Genomic DNA, 16,584 nt, shown 5'->3' with positions numbered 1-16,584 from the left:
CACGGCGGCAGAACCCCAGCCGGAGTCTTCGCCCGCACAGGACAACGACTCCTCGCCCTCGCCGCCGGCATCTGGCACAACTGGACCACCAACGCCAAGACCAAACGATCACTGATCGCCTACGACCACTGAAAACATCGGACTCATTCATCTAGGCGCGGCGGCGGGCCAGGGCGACCGCGCCGCCGCCGACCGCGAGGAGGACCACCGAGCCCGCCGCGAACCACGGGATCGACGCGTCCCCGCCGGTCGCCGCCAGGCCGTCCGTCGCGGGCGGCTTCGCCCCTTCCCCGCCGGTCTGGGGCCTGACGTCGGGCGCCGTCGTGGCGGGCGGTTCGTCGACGGACTCGCCCGACGGGGTCTGGCAGGTCGCCTCCGCCAGCGTCAGCGTGCCGTCGACCTCGGCGACGTTCAGCTTCAACGGGTTCACGGAGACCTTGAGTTCGAGCGCCGTGGCCGCGGCCGTGCGCGAGGTCGTGCCGGTACGGGACAGGTCGAGGGTGACGACGCCGACGCCGGGCACCTCGACCTCGGTCGGACCGCCCGTGGACACCGTGGTCTTCCTGCCGAGCACCGTGACGGAACCGAGCAGGTCGGACCGGGCGAGCGGCTTCTTCCCCGCTTCGCAGACCGCCTCCGCCCTGACCTGGCCGACCTCGACGAGGGAGAGCCGCGGCAACCCCGGCACGTGCACCTTGGCGTGCGCGAGTTCCACCCGGCCCTCCGCGCTGTCCCTGTCGGCGAAGGCCTTCGCGCTCGCCACCTCGGCCTGCAGCACGTTGAACGGCCTGCCCTGGTCGACACCCTCGAGTTGGACGGCCAGCGCGGTCTTCTCGGCGCTCGCGGGCGCCTGGACCTCGTTGAGGGACGTCTTCAGCGGTACCTGGACGCTCCTGTTGAGCAGCGAGACGTCCAGGCCGGTCCGGAGGACGACCGCGCTCGACCGTCCGTCGCCGCCGCCCGTCGCCCGGGCCGGAGCGGCGAGCGCCACGGGCCCGACGGCCAGCGCGGCGGCGGCCACCGCGGCCGTCGAACGGCGTACGGGCATGCGGAAGGTGTTGCTCTTCACGGTGGTGGAACCCCCACGGGAGACACGACGTCGCCGCATGCCCGCGACAGGGACCGTGCGGGGCGGCGGCGACCGGGAACACCGGAATACTTACGCACCGAGAGTGAACCGTCCGACACCTGGGGTGAGTTCACTCCAAAGTGACGTTTCCGTGACCGCATTCGATTACCGGGGCACGGGCGTTCCCCCCGAGTCCCCCGCAGGGTGGGCGCGAGGAGCGCACTCCGGTCGGTCCCGGAAGACGCGCACCGCGGGGCGGACCGGCACCGGAGGAGGTCAACGGGCCGGCACCGGCCCGCGTCACTGTCCGTCAACCGACGACGCGTCCCCGCATCACCACCGTCCGGGGCGCCGCCAGCACCCGTACGTCCGCTCTCGGGTCGCTGTCGTACACGACCAGGTCCGCCGGTGCGCCTTCCTCCAGACCCGGCCGGCCGAGCCAGCTCCGTGCGCGCCAGGCGGTCGCGGAGAGCGCGTCCACCGCCGGGATGCCCGCCTTGACCAGCTCGGCCACTTCGGCGGCGACGAGCCCGTGCGGCAGGGAACCGCCCGCGTCGGTGCCGACGTAGACGGGAATACCCGCGTCCCAGGCCGAGCGGACGGTGTCGTACCGGCGCTCGTGGAGCCGTCGCATATGGTCCGACCAGCGCGGGAACTTGCTCTCGCCGCCGACCGCGAGCTCCGGGAAGGTGGCGATGTTGACCAGCGTCGGGACGATGGCCACGCCGCGCTCGGCGAAGAGCGGGATCAGGTCCTCGGTCAGTCCCGTGGCGTGCTCGATGCAGTCGATGCCCGCCTCGACGAGGTCGCGCAGCGAGTCCTCGGCGAAGCAGTGCGCGGTGACCCGGGCGCCGAGGCGGTGCGCCTCGGCGATGGCGGCCTCGACGGCGCCGCGCGGCCAGCAGGCGGTGAGGTCGCCGACCTCCCGGTCGATCCAGTCGCCGACGAGCTTGACCCAGCCGTCGCCGCGCCGGGCCTCCCGGGCCACGTAGGCGACGAGGTCCTCGGGCTCGATCTCGTGGGCGTAGTTGCGGATGTAGCGGCGGGTGCGGGCGATGTGCCGACCGGCGCGGATGATCCTCGGGAGGTCCTCGCGGTCGTCGATCCAGCGGGTGTCCGCGGCAGATCCGGCGTCGCGGATGAGGAGGGTGCCGGCGTCGCGGTCGGTCAGCGCCTGCTTCTCGCTGGTCGCCTCGTCCACCGCGCCGTGCCGGTCGAGCCCGACGTGGCAGTGGGCGTCGACCAGGCCGGGGATCGCCCAGCCCCGGACGGTGCGGACGTCCCCGGCTGCCGGGCGCCGGTGAGTGACGCGGCCGCCGACCACCCACAGCTCGTCCCGTACGTCGTCCGGTCCGACGAGCACCCGCCCCTTGACATGCAGCACCGCGCCATCGCTCATGCCCAGCACTCTACGAGCCCCGCCACACCCTCGACCGAGGAGACCACCGAGCATCCGTCCGAGCGGAGCGAGCACCGCCGTACCCCATCCGTACCCGGACCCGAACCCGCGGACCGCCGCGCGTTTCGCGGCCGTCGGACGGCGGGTCGCCGTCCTCCCGTCCACCGAGCCGCGGCGTGACGCCCTCCTCACTCACCGCGCCGGGGGGACGGCGCCCGGCGAACACGGCCGTGCCGCGGATGTCGCCGGCGCCCGCCGCGCGGTCACGGAAACCCGGCAGAAGCAATTCCCTCCGACTCCTTCTCGATCTCAGCGAAAAATAAACAGCGCATTATTAAATGAATGCACGGGTAACTGCTTTATCGCGAGTGGCGCCCTGCATTCGTCTGCCCGCTTTTTCGGACCCTAAACACATGAGTTCCCACGCGGCCCGGGGGGCCGCTCCACGGGCATTACGGCCGTGTGACGGACACCACACAGATGTTTTTATGTCCGATAACTCCCGGTCAAATGCGGAGAGTTCGCCCCCGACTCGCGCCAGGGCGCGCGCCCGCGCGATAGCACACGGATCAAGCCCCGCCAACCCCTCTCCACGATGCAATTTACGAATTTGCTCGGTAAATTCAATCCGCATGACCACCGCATTGAGCATCGACAGCCCGAGCGTGGAGGACGGAGCCGCCATCTGGCGTATCGCCCGCGACTCCGAGGTCCTGGACCTCAACTCCTCGTACAGCTATTTGCTGTGGTGCCGCGATTTCGCCGCGACCTCCGTGGTGGCCCGCGGCCCGGACGGTGAGCCGATCGCCTTCGTCACCGGCTACATCCGGCCCGAGCGGCCGGACGTACTGGTCGTCTGGCAGGTCGCCGTCGACGGGGAGCACCGCGGCCGCGGACTGGCCGGCACGCTCCTCGACGCGCTCACCCACCGAGTCGTCCCGCGCGGAGTCCGCGCGGTCGAGACGACCGTCACTCCGGACAACACCGCCTCGGACCGCCTCTTCACCTCGTACGCGGCCCGGCACGGCGCGTCACTGGACCGCGAGGTCCTGTTCGACGGCGGGCTCTTCCCCGACGGGGGACACAAGCCCGAGGTGCTGTACCGCATCGGCCCCATCGGCGACTGAGACCGGTGGACCGGCCGCTCCCGGACCCGCTTTCCGCGCAGGGCCGGCTCCGGCCCGCCCGGCGCGACCACCGCACGACCCGCATCCCAGCTCCGTCCGCCCCCCCCTATCAGGAGTGAAACGCTGTGACCATCACCCCGCCCGCCCTGAGTGTCTTCGAGACCCTGGAGTCGGAGGTGCGCAGCTACTGCCGCGGTTGGCCCGCCGTGTTCGACCGCGCGCAGGGCGCACGCCTCACCGACGAGGACGGTCACACCTACCTGGACTTCTTCGCCGGCGCCGGATCACTCAACTACGGCCACAACAACCCCGTGCTGAAACGCGCGCTGCTGGACTACCTGGAGCGCGACGGCATCACCCACGGCCTGGACATGGCGACGACCGCCAAACGCGCCTTCCTGGAGACCTTCCAGAACGTCGTGCTGCGGCCGCGTGACCTGCCGTACAAGGTGATGTTCCCCGGCCCGACCGGAACCAACGCCGTCGAGGCGGCGCTGAAGCTGGCCCGGAAGGTGAAGGGCCGTGAGGCGATCGTCTCCTTCACCAACGCCTTCCACGGGATGTCGCTCGGCTCCCTCGCCGTGACCGGCAACGCCTTCAAGCGCGCCGGCGCCGGCATCCCGCTGGTCCACGGCACCCCCATGCCGTTCGACAACTACCTGGACGGCCAGGTCCAGGACTTCCTCTGGTTCGAGCGACTGCTCGAGGACCAGGGGTCGGGGCTGAACAAGCCCGCCGCGGTCATCGTCGAGACCGTGCAGGGCGAGGGCGGCATCAACGTCGCCAGCGCCGAGTGGCTGCGCGCGCTGGCCGATCTGTGCCGGCGCCAGGACATGCTGCTCATCGTCGACGACATCCAGATGGGCTGCGGCCGCACCGGTGCCTTCTTCTCCTTCGAGGAGGCGGGCATCACCCCGGACATCGTCACCCTGTCGAAGTCCATCAGCGGCTACGGCCTGCCCATGTCGCTCTGCCTGTTCAACCCGGAGCTGGACGTCTGGGAGCCGGGCGAGCACAACGGGACGTTCCGCGGCAACAACCCGGCCTTCGTCACGGCGGCCGCCGCGCTGGGCACGTACTGGGCCGACGGGCAGATGGAGAAGCAGACCATCGCCCGCGGCGAGCAGGTCGAGCAGGCCCTCCTGGGCATCTGCGACGAGAACTCCGCCCTCGGCACCCACTACCGCGGCCGCGGTCTGGTCTGGGGCCTGGAGTTCACCGACAAGAGCCGTGCTTCGGCGGTCTGCGCCCGGGCGTTCGACCTCGGTCTGCTGCTCGAGACCTCGGGGCCGGAGAGCGAGGTGGTGAAGCTGCTGCCGCCGCTCACCGTGACGCCCGACGAACTGGACGAGGGCCTGCGCACGCTGGCCCGAGCCGTCCGCGAGACCGCCTGACGCCGCCCCCGCGGCGGCCTACCCGTACGGCGAGGAAAAGAAAGGTTCTGAACACACCGTGATCGTCCGATCGCTCAAGGACATCGAGAACACCGACCGGCACGTCAAGTCGAAGTCCGGCACCTGGGAGAGCAAGCGCATCGTGCTCGCCAAGGAGAAGGTCGGCTTCTCCTTCCACGAGACCGTGCTGTACGCGGGTACGGAGACGTCGATGTGGTACGCGAACCACATCGAGGCCGTGCTCTGCGTGGAGGGCGAGGCGGAGCTGACGAACGACGAGACCGGTGAGGCGCACTGGATCGAGCCCGGCACGATGTACCTGCTGGACGGCCACGAGCGCCACACGCTGCGTCCCAAGACGGACTTCCGCTGCGTCTGCGTCTTCAACCCGCCCGTCACCGGGCGGGAGGACCACGACGAGAACGGCGTCTATCCGCTGCTCACCGAGGAGGGCTGACCATGACCACCGCGATCACCGATCTCTACCCGACCCGCGGCGCCACGGAGACGGCCGTCCCCCGCCAGGACCCGGTCGTGTGGTCAGCGCCCGGAGCGCCGGGCCCGATCTCGGCGGCCGATCTCCAGGGATACGAACACGACGGCTTCCTCGCGATGCCGGAGCTGATCACCCCGGCCGAGGTGGACGTCTACCGCGCCGAGCTGGACCGGCTGGTCAACGACCCGCTGATCCGCGCCGACGAGCGCTCGATCGTCGAGCCGAAGTCGCAGTCGGTCCGTTCGGTCTTCGAGGTCCACAAGATCAGCGAGATCTTCGGGGCCCTGGTCCGCGACGAGCGCGTCGTGGGCCGGGCGCGGCAGATCCTCGGCTCTGACGTCTACGTCCACCAGTCGCGGATCAACGTCAAGCCGGGCTTCGGGGCCTCGGGCTTCTACTGGCACTCGGACTTCGAGACCTGGCACGCCGAGGACGGGCTGCCGCACATGCGGACCGTGTCGGTGTCGATCGCCCTCACCGAGAACTACGACACCAACGGCGGGCTGATGATCATGCCCGGCTCGCACAAGACCTTCCTCGGCTGCGCCGGTGAGACGCCCAAGGACAACTACAAGAAGTCGCTGCAGATGCAGGACGCCGGGACCCCGTCGGACGAGGCGCTGACCGCGTTCGCCGACCGGCACGGCATCCGGCTGTTCACCGGCAAGGCCGGTTCGGCGACCTGGTTCGACTGCAACGCGATGCACGGTTCCGGGGACAACATCACCCCGTACGCGCGCAGTAACGTCTTCATCGTGTTCAACAGCGTGGAGAACGCCGCGCGGGAGCCGTTCGCGGCACCGGTGCCGCGCCCGGACTTCATCGGGGCGCGGGACTTCACACCGGTGAGGTGAGCTCGGGGCCGGTTCCGGGGGACGCTCCGGAGCACGGCGTCGGAGCGCGGTGGCCGCACCGAGGTGCGGCCACCGTGAGGTGCGGGCAGGGGGCCGGCCGCTCATGCGGCCGGCCCCTTCCCGTGCCCGGGCCGCGCTCGGCCGGCCAGAGCCGGGGGGGGCGGTGCAGCCTTTTCCCCTCCGCCGAAGAAGGTGGCGACGTCGGGGGTGTCGAACGGCCGCCCGCCCTCAGCCGGGCCGGCAGGGCGGGGTTGGCGGGGAACAGCACGCCGTAGGAGACGAGGTCGGCCACGCAGTCCTGGATCAGGTCGAGCGCACCGAATCGGGCCGGCTGCCGGCCGAGGGCGAGGGCGATCCGTGCGCGGAGGCCGCGGCGGAGTGCCGCCACCGCACGGCGGCGCCGGCATCCCGGCCCGGAAGCGCACCGGACCGCCCCGGGTCCGGACCGACGTTCGCCTTGGCCCGGGTCCCGTCGGAGCGCACCGGGAGCGCCGGCGCATCCGTCGCGCCGGGCCCGGCCAGGCCGTCGGCCCCCTCGCCTCAGCCCGAGAGCACGTCGAGCGCCCGGTCGACGTCCGCCGCCGAGTTGTAGAGGTGGAAGGAGGCCCGCAGATTGCCGGCGCGGGCCGACACGACGATCCCGGCACGGGCCAGCAGGGGCCGGCGCTCGCCGAGTCCGGGCACGGCGACGATGCCCGATTCACCGGGTACGGGCTCGTGCCCGAGTTCCCTCAGCCCCTCCCGGAACCGGGCCGCGAGCGCGGTGTTGTGGGTGTGGACCGCCGCGATGCCGATCTCCTCCAGCAGCGGCAGTGACCGCGCGGCCGCGTGGTAGGCGAGGTACGAGGGCGGCTCGTCGTAGCGCCGGGCGGAACGGGCGAACCGCTCGACGGGCCCGTACGCGCTGCCCTCCGGGTCCTCGGCCGCGAACAGCCCCGCGTGCACCGGGGCCAGCGACTCCTGGGCCTCCTCGGTGACGGTGAGGAAGGAGGCGCCGCGCGGGCACATCAGGTACTTGAACCCGCCCGTGACCGTGTAGTCGTACCGACCGGCGTCCAGCGGCAGCCAGCCGGCGGCCTGGCTGGCATCCAGCAGGACGCGCGCCCCGTGCGCGGCCGCCGCGGCCCGCACCGCGGGCAGGTCCGCGATCCGGCCGTCGGCGGACTGAACCGCGGAGAGGGCCACCAGCGCGGTGCAGGGCGCCACCGCCTCGGCGAGCGAGTCGAGTGGGGCGTACCGCACTTTCAGGTCCCGGGTGGTGAACGGGGTGACCATGGAGCTGAACTCACCCTCGGGGACGAGGACTTCGGCTCCGGCGGGGAGGGACGCCGCGATCAGCCCCACATGGACGGCGACGGAGCCGCCCAGTGCCACGCGGTCCGCGGACACGCCCGTCAACCGTGCGAAGGAGGCCCGGGCCGCCTCGACGGCACCGGTGCTCCCCGAGCCCTCCGGGCGGCCGTCGGCGATCTCCTGAGCGAGCCTTCCGACGGCCTCCACCGAGCGCCGCGGCCACAGACCACAGCTCGAGGTGTTCAGGTACGTCGACGTGGGCGCGAACTCGGCGCCTCCCAGGGTGTCCATGTGTCCGTACCCTACGGCGCGTCCGGGCGCACCGGGTGATCCGTCCCGCTGCCGGCGGTCGCGCCCGTCCGCCGCGGGGACGCGGGGCGGCCGGCGCGTGCCGCGCGCCGGGACGAGGACCGGCCCGCGGGAGGCCGTGACGGGGCCGGCCCCGGACCGGTGGACCGGGCGGGGTCGTCGGGAGCCGTCGCGGAGGCTGTCCGGCCAGGCGGGCCGGTAACAGAGGGAAGGGAGTTCGGGCAGGTCCGTCTCGCCGGTCGCCCGGTCAGCCTCGGGGAGCCTCCGGATGCCCGTCGACCCGTCGCGGCAGCGCCAGCGGGTTGTCGTCGCGCAACTCGGGCGGGAGCAGGGCGGACGGCGCCGACTGGTAGGTGACGGGCCGCAGCCAGCGCTCGATCGCGGTGGCGCCGACCGAGGTCGAGGTGGACGTGGTGGCCGGGTAGGGGCCTCCGTGGTGCTGCGCGGGGGCGACGGCGACGCCGGTCGGCCAGCCGTCGACGAGGACGCGGCCCGCCAGGGCGGTGAGCGAGGCGAGCAGTCCCGCGGCGGGGCCCCCGGCCTCCTCCTCGGAGACGTGCAGCGTGGCCGTGAGATTGCCCGGCAGCCGGGACAGCACCGCCTCGATCTCGTCCGTGCCCTGGTAGCGGGCGACGACCGCGACGGGGCCGAAGCACTCCTCCAGGAGCAGGTCGTGCGGTCCTTCCGCGGTCAGCCGCCTGGCCGGCACGGTCAGGAAACCGGCGCTGACGCTGTTGTCGCCGCACGCGCCGGGGGTGACGGGCGACTCGACGCCCTCCAGTGCGGCCCGCTCGCCCACGCCCGCGATGAAGGCGTCCCGCATCCGGTGGTCGAGCATGACCCCGGGGTCGGTCTCGCTCACCGCGGCGGTCAGGGACTTCAGCAGCCGGTCGCCCGCGTCACCGACGGGAGCGAGGACGAATCCTGGCTTGGTGCAGAACTGCCCCTCCCCCAGGGTCATCGAGCCGGCCAGCCCGCTGCCGATGTCCTCGGCGCGCTCCGTGGCCGCGGCCTCGGTGATCACGACCGGGTTGAGGGAGCCGAGTTCCCCGTGGAAGGGGATCGGCACCGGGCGGGCGGCGGCCGCGTCGAAGAGGGCGCGTCCGCCGCGCACCGAACCGGTGAACCCGGCCGCGGCGACCAGCGGATGGCCCACGAGCTCCACGCCCGCCTCGAAGCCGTGCACCAGCACGACGACGTCCTCGGGCAGCCCGGTGCGCCGGGCCGCCGCGCGCAGCAGTGCCGCGCACAGCTCGGAGGTCGCCGGGTGGTCGGGGTGGGCCTTGACGACCACGGGGCAGCCGGCGGCGAGGGCGCTCGCGGTGTCGCCGCCGGGCACGGAGAAGGCGAGGGGGAAGTTGCTCGCCGCGTAGACGGCGACCACGCCGAGCGGGATCTTCCAGCGGCGCAGGTCGGGCCATGGCGGGGTGCGTGCGGGGTCGGCGCGGTCGATGCGGATGTCCAGGAAGGAGCCCTCGTCGACCACATCCGCGAAGGCCCGCAACTGGGCCGTGGTCCTGGCGAGTTCGCCGGTCAGCCGGACCGGTCCGAGCGCGGTCTCGGCATCGGCGGCCTCGATGACGTGCCGGCCCGACTCGTCCAGGAGGTCCGCGGCGGTCCGCAGCAGGGCGGCCCTGGCCACGCGGTCGCCCAGGGCGGCACGGGCGGCCTCCGCGGACCGTACCGCGCGGTCGACCTCCTCCGCCGTGGCCTCGACCGCAACCTGCTCACGCGGCTTCCCGGTTCGGGGGTCCACACTCCAGACTGGTGCTGCTCCCACCGCGGCTTCCTTCCCCGAGTCGTTCGGTATTCTGAACAGGGTTCCCGATGGTGAATAGCGGGGTCGACGGTGACTCTATTTCCGGGCGTTCTGCGCGGTCAAGAAGGGTTGAGGGCCATGGCGACTGCCGACCAGGGTGGGGCACAGGTCAAGTCAGCGGTGCGGACGGTGGAACTGCTCGAGCACTTCGCGGGCCGCCCCGGAATGCACTCGCTGGCAGCCGTCCAGGAGGCCGTCGGTTATCCGAAGTCCAGCCTGTACATGCTGCTGCGCACCCTCGTCGAGCTCGGCTGGGTGGAGACGGACGCGACCGGCACCCGCTACGGCATCGGTGTACGGGCCCTGCTCGTCGGCACGTCGTACATCGACGGCGACGAGGTCGTCGCGGCGGCGCGCCCCACGCTGGACCGGCTCTCGGACGACACCGCGGAGAGCGTCCACCTGGCCCGGCTCGACGGTACGAACGTCGTGTACCTCGCCACCCGCCAGTCGCAGCACTATCTGCGGCCGTTCGCCCGCGTCGGCCGCCGGCTGCCCGCGCACTCCACCTCGCTCGGCAAGGCGCTGCTGGCGACCCACAGCGACGAAGAGGTGCGGAGAATGCTCCCGGAGACGCTGCCCGCGCTCACCGAGCACACCGTCACCGACCGCGAGCGGCTGATCGATGAGCTGCGGCAGATCCGCGAGCAGGGCTACGCCGTGGACCGGGAGGAGAACACGCTGGGCCTGCGCTGCTTCGGCGTGGCCGTCCCCTACCGCACCCCGGCCCGCGACGCGATCAGCTGTTCGGTGCCGGTGGCCCGGCTGACCCCCGCGCACGAGCAGATGATCAAGGACGCACTGTTCGACGCGCGGGACCGGCTGATGCTCGCCACGCGGCGGCTCTGATGTCTCCTCAGGGCCGGGCCCGGTCGCCGGGCTCTTGGTACTTCGGGCACCACACCGCGTGGAGCCCGAGATCGCAACCCGCCGGAGAACCGGCGGAACGTCCTGGCCACAGCCACGCGATCACTACGCGCACGACAGGCCGAGCACGGCAGAGAGACAGGTACCGATGAACGACGCAGATCAGCGGGCCGGGTTGAGGTCAGAGCGGCCCGGAGAGGCCACTCCCCACCCTGCCGGTGGGGAAGGCCCCCTTCGCGAGGCTCGGACGGAGGTCGTACTCCGGGAGGTGCGGCCCACCGACCTCGACGTCCTCTTCACGCTGATGCAGGACCCCGAGGCCGGGCGCATGGCCGCGTTCACGGCCGAGGACCCGGGCGACCGGGCCCGGTTCGACGCCCACTGGGAGCGGGTCCTGGGCACGGACGACGTCAACCGCACCGTCCTCGTCGACGGCGCAGTGGCGGGGCACGCCGCCGTGTACGGACCGCCGGGCGAACGCGAGGTGACGTACTGGATCGACCGCGCCCTGTGGGGGCGGGGTGTGGCCACGGCCGCGCTGCGCGCCCTGCTGCTGATCGTGCCGGAACGGCCGCTGCACGCCCGCGTGGCCGCCGACAACGCGGGTTCCCTGCGGGTACTGGTCAAGTGCGGTTTCACGGTGACCGGGCGGGACAGCGGCTTCGCCCACGCCAGGGGCGAGGAGACCGAGGAACTGCTCCTGCGGCTCGACGGCTGAGGCCGCCGGCGGCCGTCTCCCGGCAGCCGGCCGCCCGGTCGCGGGACTCCCTCGGGCCGGGTGGCCGGGGCCCCGGGCCGATCCCCCCGCGGGCCGACCGGACCCCCGCGTGGGGGCCGCCGCGGCTCCTCCCGAGGATGAGGATCCGGTGAGAACACCGGCCGATCCGGAACGAAGCTCTCCGTACCGCTCGTCCTACTGCGGGATGAACAAGACGATCAGGCGCGCCGCGGTCTTCAGCCTGCTCCTGGTGTTCGCCCTGCTGCTGCGGGCGACCTGGGTACAGGGCTACGAGGCCAAGGCCCTCGCGGACGACAAGCACAACCGGCGGAACACCATCGCGCGGTACGCGCAGCCGCTCGGCGACATCGTGGTGGCCGGCTCCCCGGTAACCGGCTCGCAGCGGACGGAGGGAGGCGATCTCGCGTACAAGCGCACGTACACGGACGGCGCGCTGTACGCACCCGTAACCGGCTACAGTTCACAGGCCTACGGGGCCACACAGCTCGAAGGCATCTACGGCGATGTGCTCGACGGCACGGACAACCGGCTGAAGAACCCCCTGGACGCGCTCACCGGCAAGCGGGCCCAGCCGGGGGACGTCCTCACCACCATCGATCCCGCGGTGCAGAAGGCGGGTTTCGAGGCGCTCGGCGACAAGAAGGGCGCCGCGGTCGCCGTCGACCCGAAGACCGGACGGATCCTCGGGGTGGTGAGCACCCCGTCGTACGACCCGTCGGAGATCAGCGGGACCACGGACGGCGAGGCGTGGCAGCGGCTCACCGGGGACGAGGACCAGCCCATGGTCAACCGGGCCCTGCGACAGCCGCTGCCGCCCGGTTCGACCTTCAAGCTCGTGGTCGCCGCCGCCGCGCTGGAGGACGGCCTGTACGACTCCGTGGACGAGCCGACCGACAGCCCTCAGCCCTACACGCTGCCGCACACCAGGACGGTACTGGTCAACGAGAACGCGTCCGCGCCGTGCGAGAACGCCACGATCCGCACCGCGCTGCGGTACTCGTGCAACAACGTCTTCGGGAAGATGGCGGAGCAGCTCGGCAAGGAGAAGGTCCGGGCGATGGCGGAGAGGTTCGGTTTCAACGACTCCGAGCAGGACGTCCCCGTGCGCGCCGCGAAGAGTGTGTACCCGACGAACATGGACGATGCCCAGACGGCGTTGACGGGCATCGGGCAGTTCGAGGTCACAGCCACTCCCCTGCAGATCGCCATGGTGTCCGCCGCCCTGGCCAACGACGGTCTCATGGCGTCACCGCATATGGTGTCCGAGGTCGTGGACACGGACGGGACCACGCTGCAGGAGTACCCGGACTCCGAGACCGAGCGCATCGTCTCCTCGGAGACGGCCGAGCAGCTGCGCAGCGCGATGGTCACGGTCGTCGAGGACGGCACGGGCAGCAACGCCCGGATCGACGGCACCGAGGTCGGCGGCAAGACGGGAACGGCCCAGCACGGCGAGAACAACAGCAAGACGCCGTACGCCTGGTTCACCTCGTACGCCAAGGCCGCCGACGGCAAGGAGGTGGCGGTCGCGGTGATCGTCGAGGACTCCGGGGCGGCCCGCTCCGAGGTGAGCGGCAACGGGCTCGCTGCGCCGGTGGCGGAGAAGATGATGCGGGCGGCGCTGAAGTAGCCCCCCGCACGCGGCCGGGAACGGGGCAGGCGGTATGCAGGAGCCGTTCGAGCGTCAACTTCTCTTGCGCATGGAGGACTTCGTGCAGCCACTGCCCCGCTCCCTGTCCGGCTGGACCATGGCCGTGTTCGGTCTTCTCGCCGCCGCCATGGGCGTGACGGGACTGGTCGCCCCGGACGCACTGCTCTCGTTGACGGGCTTCGAGGCGGTGCCGGACCCCGCACGGACGGAGGGGGACCACACGGTGGTCTTTCTGACCGCGTCCTCGATGGCCGCGCTCAACATGGGCGTGTACTACGTCCTGGCCGCGCTCTCCGACTGGCGCCCCTTCTTTCGCTGGACGGTCCCGTTCCGCCTGCTGACCTGCACCGTCTTCACCCTGGCCGTGATCGGCGGGCGAGCACCGGCCGGTTTCCTCGGCGTGGGCCTCTGGGAGGGCCTCGGCGCGCTGGCGACGGGCCTGGCCCTCCGACACGAGGCACGGCGTGCCGCTACCTGAGGCCGATCAGCTGCTCGATCGGGTCGATCGCGAAGTACACGACGAACAGCGCCGCCGTGACCCACAGCAGCGCGTTCACCTCCCGTGCCTTGCCCAGCACCGTCTTGAGGACGACGTAGGCGATGAAGCCAGCGCCGATGCCGTTGGTGATGGAGTACGTGAACGGCATCACGGCGATCGTCAGGAACGCGGGGATGGCGATCTCGTACGACAGCCAGTCGATGTGCCGCACCTGGGTCATCAGCAGGAAGCCGACCACGACCAGGGCGGGGGCGGCCGCCTGGGCGGGCACCACCGTGGCGAGCGGGGTGAGCAGCAGGGCCAGGCCGAAGAGCGCGCCCGTGACCACGTTGGCGAAGCCCGTACGGGCGCCCTCGCCGACACCGGCGGCGGACTCGACGTAGGACGTCGCGGAGGAGGCGGAGGCCAGACCGCCCGCGGTCGCGGCAGCGCCGTCGATGAGCAGGATCCGCCCCAGGTTCGGCACGTTCCCCTTCTCGTCGAGCAGCCCGGCCTCGTTGGAGACCCCGACGACCGTGCCCATGGTGTCGAAGAAGTCGCTGAGAACGAGGGTGAACACCAGCAGGACGACGGTGACGGCACTGACCTGCTCGAAGGCTCCGAAGAGGCTGAAGGAGCCCACGAGTCCGAAGTCCGGCAGGGCCAGCAGGTCGTCCGGGATGGACGGCACGGTCAGCCCCCAGGCGGGCGGGGCGATGTCGGCGATCGCGTCGATGACGATGGCGACGACGGTCATCGTGACGATGGACAGCAGGATCGCGCCGCGCACCTTACGGGTCACCAGGGAGATGGTCAGCAGCACGCCGAGGCAGAAGACGAGCACCGGCCAGCCCGACAGGTGGCCCGTGGCGCCGAGCTGGACGGGCACGGTGCCCGTCTCGCCGGGGATGCGGGTCGCGAAGCCCGCGTCGACGAACCCGACGAAGGCGATGAACATCCCGATGCCGACGCTGATGGCCTGCTTCAGCTGCTGCGGGATGGCGTGCATGATCGCCTCGCGCAGCCCGGTGACGACGAGGACGGAGATGACGATGCCCTCGATCACCACCAGGCCCATCGCGTCGGGCCAGCTCATCAGTGGCGCGATCTGGTAGGCGACGAGGGCGTTGAGGCCGAGGCCGGCCGCGATGGCGATCGGCACGTTGCCGCCGACGCCCATGATCACGGTCATCACGGCGGCCACCAGGGCGGTGACGGTGACCAGCTGGGGAGTGGACAGCTGGTTGCCGAACTTGTCCTGGGCGCTGCCGAGGATGATCGGGTTGAGCACGAGGATGTAGGCCATCGTGAAGAACGTGGCGATGCCGCCCCGCACTTCGCGGGCGACGGTCGACCCCCGTTCAGAGATGCGGAAGTAGCGGTCGAAGGTGTTTCGCGCTGGGGTTTCCGGCATGGGCTCTCCTCGGCGGGTGACGGTTCCACGCGTGTCGGACGGCTGGATTTTGCCCGCCGGGAGCGGCCTTCAGGTTTTCGCCACGTTACTTGGCCACGGCGTTACCCGACTGGACCGCCGGGGCGACCGGGACCCACCGTTGCCCGGCGCCGTCGCGGGCCGGTGCCGGGCGCCGCGTCGGCTCCGTGGTCCGGGCGGGCCGTTCACGGCCGGGCCGCCCGCCGGCCACACCGGGCCGGGGAACCGGAGGACCGGGCACCGTCCGCTGTCCACCGTCCGTACCAGTTCGGCCGAAGGTAAGGGAACGGCAAAGCGACCTCGCTCGTTACCCCAGTCATGACAGCTATGACCCCCGGCTCGAACATCCCCCTGGCCGCCGCCCGCGTGGCGGTGGACGTCGCCGCTCCGGTGCGGCTCGACGTATCGGGCCTGCTGCTCACCGCCGACGGCAAGGTGCGCTCAGACGACGATTTCATCTTCTACAACCAGCCCTCGGGCCCCGGAGTGACGTACCGGTCGGGCGGCGGCTCCGCGCCGGACGCGATCGTCGTCGACACCGCGGCGGTTCCGGCCGGAATCGAGAAGATCGTCGTCACCGCCAGCCCGGACGCGGCGGGGCAGACCTTCCAGGGCATCGAGCCCACCGCCACGATCCGCGACGCCGACGGCGGCGCGGCGCTGGCGACCTTCACCCCGCCGCGTCTGGGCGCGGAGACCGCCCTTGTCATCGTGGAGATCTACCTGCGGAACGGGGCGTGGAAGGCCCGTGCCGTCGGCCAGGGGTACGCGAACGGGCTGGCCGGCATCGCCACCGACTTCGGCGTCTCCGTCGACGAGGAACCGGCCGCCGTGCCCGCTCCGGCGCCCTCCCCGGCGGCGGCGGCACCCCCGGCGCAGGCACCCGCGGCACCCGCCGCGTCCGCGGCCCCGGCCGGCTCCGGCAAGATCAACCTCGACAAGGGCCGGGTCAGTCTCCAGAAGAACCAGACCGTCTCCCTGGTCAAGGGCGGCCGCCCACTGCTCTCCCAGGTCAAGATGGGCCTCGGCTGGGAGCCCGCCTACCGCGGCCGGGACATCGACCTGGACGCCTCCGTGATCGCGTACGGTCCGCAGCGCAACCACCTCGACAGCTGCTACTTCGGCAAACTGTCGATCCTGAACGGCGCGATCAAGCACTCCGGCGACAATCTGACCGGGGAGGGCGCGGGCGACGACGAGGTGATCGTCGTGGACCTGGGCAGGCTCCCCTCCGACGTCACGGGACTGGTCTTCACGGTGAACTCCTTCTCGGGCCAGAAGTTCACCGAGGTCGCCAAGGCGTACTGCCGGCTGATCGACGCCGCCTCGGGCGAGGAGCTCGTCCGCTTCGACCTCACCAGCGCCGAACCGCAGACCGGGGTGATGATGGCGAAGCTCATCCGCCAGTACTCGGGCGAGTGGGAGATGACGGCCATGGGCGAGTTCGTGAAGTCCCGTACGGTCCGGGGCATGGTCAAGCCCGCCGCCCAATCGCTCTAGCCTCCCCGTTTCGCTTCGAGTGGTTGAGCTGGGGTGATGGCGGAGGATTGGTGCGGTCGGCCCCTGGTCGTTGAGTGGGCATGGCTTGGGCCCGACGCTCGGGTCGGGGTCTCCAACGGGTTCCTCGGTGGTGGGCGGGCAGGGACAGCGCCGCAGG

The 16,584-nt window shown here is 71.7% G+C and carries 13 protein-coding genes and 2 pseudogenes; 10 read left to right on the top strand and 5 right to left on the bottom strand.

Annotated features, from left to right (window positions below; all coding sequences use genetic code 11):
* Nucleotides 1-132 (top strand): annotated as a pseudogene (locus tag QMZ92_RS34785) (IS982 family transposase); the annotation flags it as partial.
* Nucleotides 133-151: 19 nt separating this feature from the next.
* Here the strand turns inward: QMZ92_RS34785 and QMZ92_RS34780 are convergent.
* Complete coding sequence (locus QMZ92_RS34780; RefSeq protein WP_283301781.1) at nt 152-1,069, bottom strand: SCO1860 family LAETG-anchored protein; 918 nt, start codon at nt 1,067-1,069, stop codon at nt 152-154.
* A gap of 310 nt (nt 1,070-1,379) precedes the next feature.
* Nucleotides 1,380-2,468 carry an amidohydrolase family protein gene (locus tag QMZ92_RS34775; RefSeq protein ID WP_283301779.1) on the bottom strand — a complete coding sequence of 363 codons (1,089 nt, stop codon included), beginning with the start codon at nt 2,466-2,468 and terminating at the stop codon, nt 1,380-1,382.
* Nucleotides 2,469-3,100: 632 nt separating this feature from the next.
* Here QMZ92_RS34775 and ectA point away from each other — a divergent pair.
* The 4 genes from ectA to thpD all read left to right on the top strand — a co-directional run bounded on the left by ectA (nt 3,101) and on the right by thpD (nt 6,339).
* The gene (ectA, locus tag QMZ92_RS34770; protein WP_283301778.1) at nt 3,101-3,595 is read left to right on the top strand and encodes a diaminobutyrate acetyltransferase; all 495 of its coding nucleotides are present in this window, start codon (nt 3,101-3,103) and stop codon (nt 3,593-3,595) included.
* Nucleotides 3,596-3,720: 125 nt separating this feature from the next.
* Nucleotides 3,721-4,989, top strand: coding sequence for a diaminobutyrate--2-oxoglutarate transaminase (ectB, locus tag QMZ92_RS34765; protein ID WP_283301776.1), 1,269 nt, complete (start codon nt 3,721-3,723; stop codon nt 4,987-4,989).
* 58 nt (nt 4,990-5,047) lie between these two features.
* Nucleotides 5,048-5,446: an ectoine synthase gene (locus QMZ92_RS34760; protein WP_283301774.1), complete on the top strand. Its 399-nt coding sequence runs from the start codon at nt 5,048-5,050 to the stop codon at nt 5,444-5,446.
* 2 nt (nt 5,447-5,448) lie between these two features.
* On the top strand, nt 5,449-6,339 hold the full coding sequence (thpD, locus tag QMZ92_RS34755; RefSeq protein WP_283301772.1) for an ectoine hydroxylase: 891 nt from the start codon (nt 5,449-5,451) through the stop codon (nt 6,337-6,339).
* Nucleotides 6,340-6,879: 540 nt separating this feature from the next.
* Here thpD and QMZ92_RS34745 read toward each other — a convergent pair.
* The gene (locus QMZ92_RS34745; protein ID WP_283301771.1) at nt 6,880-7,923 is read right to left on the bottom strand and encodes an aminotransferase class V-fold PLP-dependent enzyme; all 1,044 of its coding nucleotides are present in this window, start codon (nt 7,921-7,923) and stop codon (nt 6,880-6,882) included.
* A gap of 265 nt (nt 7,924-8,188) precedes the next feature.
* Nucleotides 8,189-9,721 carry an aldehyde dehydrogenase (NADP(+)) gene (locus QMZ92_RS34740; protein ID WP_283301769.1) on the bottom strand — a complete coding sequence of 511 codons (1,533 nt, stop codon included), beginning with the start codon at nt 9,719-9,721 and terminating at the stop codon, nt 8,189-8,191.
* Nucleotides 9,722-9,838: 117 nt separating this feature from the next.
* Here QMZ92_RS34740 and QMZ92_RS34735 point away from each other — a divergent pair, with 117 nt between their 5' ends.
* From QMZ92_RS34735 to QMZ92_RS34720, 4 genes and pseudogenes are all read left to right on the top strand, one after another.
* Nucleotides 9,839-10,609: an IclR family transcriptional regulator gene (locus QMZ92_RS34735; protein WP_283301767.1), complete on the top strand. Its 771-nt coding sequence runs from the start codon at nt 9,839-9,841 to the stop codon at nt 10,607-10,609.
* 268 nt (nt 10,610-10,877) lie between these two features.
* Nucleotides 10,878-11,345, top strand: a pseudogene (locus tag QMZ92_RS34730) (GNAT family N-acetyltransferase); the annotation flags it as partial.
* Between the two features lie 205 nt (nt 11,346-11,550).
* Complete coding sequence (locus QMZ92_RS34725) at nt 11,551-12,996, top strand: peptidoglycan D,D-transpeptidase FtsI family protein (protein ID WP_283301766.1); 1,446 nt, start codon at nt 11,551-11,553, stop codon at nt 12,994-12,996.
* A 70-nt stretch (nt 12,997-13,066) separates the two neighbouring features.
* Complete coding sequence (locus QMZ92_RS34720; RefSeq protein WP_283301764.1) at nt 13,067-13,495, top strand: hypothetical protein; 429 nt, start codon at nt 13,067-13,069, stop codon at nt 13,493-13,495.
* Here QMZ92_RS34720 and QMZ92_RS34715 read toward each other — a convergent pair.
* A complete protein-coding gene (locus tag QMZ92_RS34715) occupies nt 13,488-14,909 on the bottom strand; it encodes an NCS2 family permease (protein WP_283301761.1) in 1,422 nt (473 codons plus the stop codon). The two genes, QMZ92_RS34720 and QMZ92_RS34715, sit on opposite strands and share 8 nt — an antisense overlap.
* A 336-nt stretch (nt 14,910-15,245) precedes the next feature.
* Here QMZ92_RS34715 and QMZ92_RS34710 point away from each other — a divergent pair, with 336 nt between their 5' ends.
* Nucleotides 15,246-16,427 (top strand): TerD family protein, encoded by a 1,182-nt coding sequence (locus QMZ92_RS34710; RefSeq protein ID WP_283301759.1) that lies wholly within the window; start codon nt 15,246-15,248, stop codon nt 16,425-16,427.
* The last annotated feature ends 157 nt before the right edge of the window (nt 16,428-16,584 follow it).

Origin of the sequence: Streptomyces sp. HNM0645 (genome assembly GCF_030056615.1) — a bacterium.
GTDB lineage: Bacteria > Actinomycetota > Actinomycetes > Streptomycetales > Streptomycetaceae > Streptomyces > Streptomyces marianii.
This window is presented reverse-complemented; position numbering and strand designations above follow the sequence as displayed.

Coding starts and splice junctions, on each gene's coding strand:
- QMZ92_RS34775 (WP_283301779.1), bottom strand. CDS start 2,468: ATGAGCGATGGCGCGGTGCTGCATGTCAAGGGGCGGGTGCTCGTCGGA.
- ectA (WP_283301778.1), top strand. CDS start 3,101: ATGACCACCGCATTGAGCATCGACAGCCCGAGCGTGGAGGACGGAGCC.
- thpD (WP_283301772.1), top strand. CDS start 5,449: ATGACCACCGCGATCACCGATCTCTACCCGACCCGCGGCGCCACGGAG.
- QMZ92_RS34745 (WP_283301771.1), bottom strand. CDS start 7,923: ATGGACACCCTGGGAGGCGCCGAGTTCGCGCCCACGTCGACGTACCTG.
- QMZ92_RS34735 (WP_283301767.1), top strand. CDS start 9,839: ATGGCGACTGCCGACCAGGGTGGGGCACAGGTCAAGTCAGCGGTGCGG.
- QMZ92_RS34725 (WP_283301766.1), top strand. CDS start 11,551: ATGAACAAGACGATCAGGCGCGCCGCGGTCTTCAGCCTGCTCCTGGTG.
- QMZ92_RS34720 (WP_283301764.1), top strand. CDS start 13,067: ATGGAGGACTTCGTGCAGCCACTGCCCCGCTCCCTGTCCGGCTGGACC.
- QMZ92_RS34715 (WP_283301761.1), bottom strand. CDS start 14,909: ATGCCGGAAACCCCAGCGCGAAACACCTTCGACCGCTACTTCCGCATC.
- QMZ92_RS34710 (WP_283301759.1), top strand. CDS start 15,246: ATGACAGCTATGACCCCCGGCTCGAACATCCCCCTGGCCGCCGCCCGC.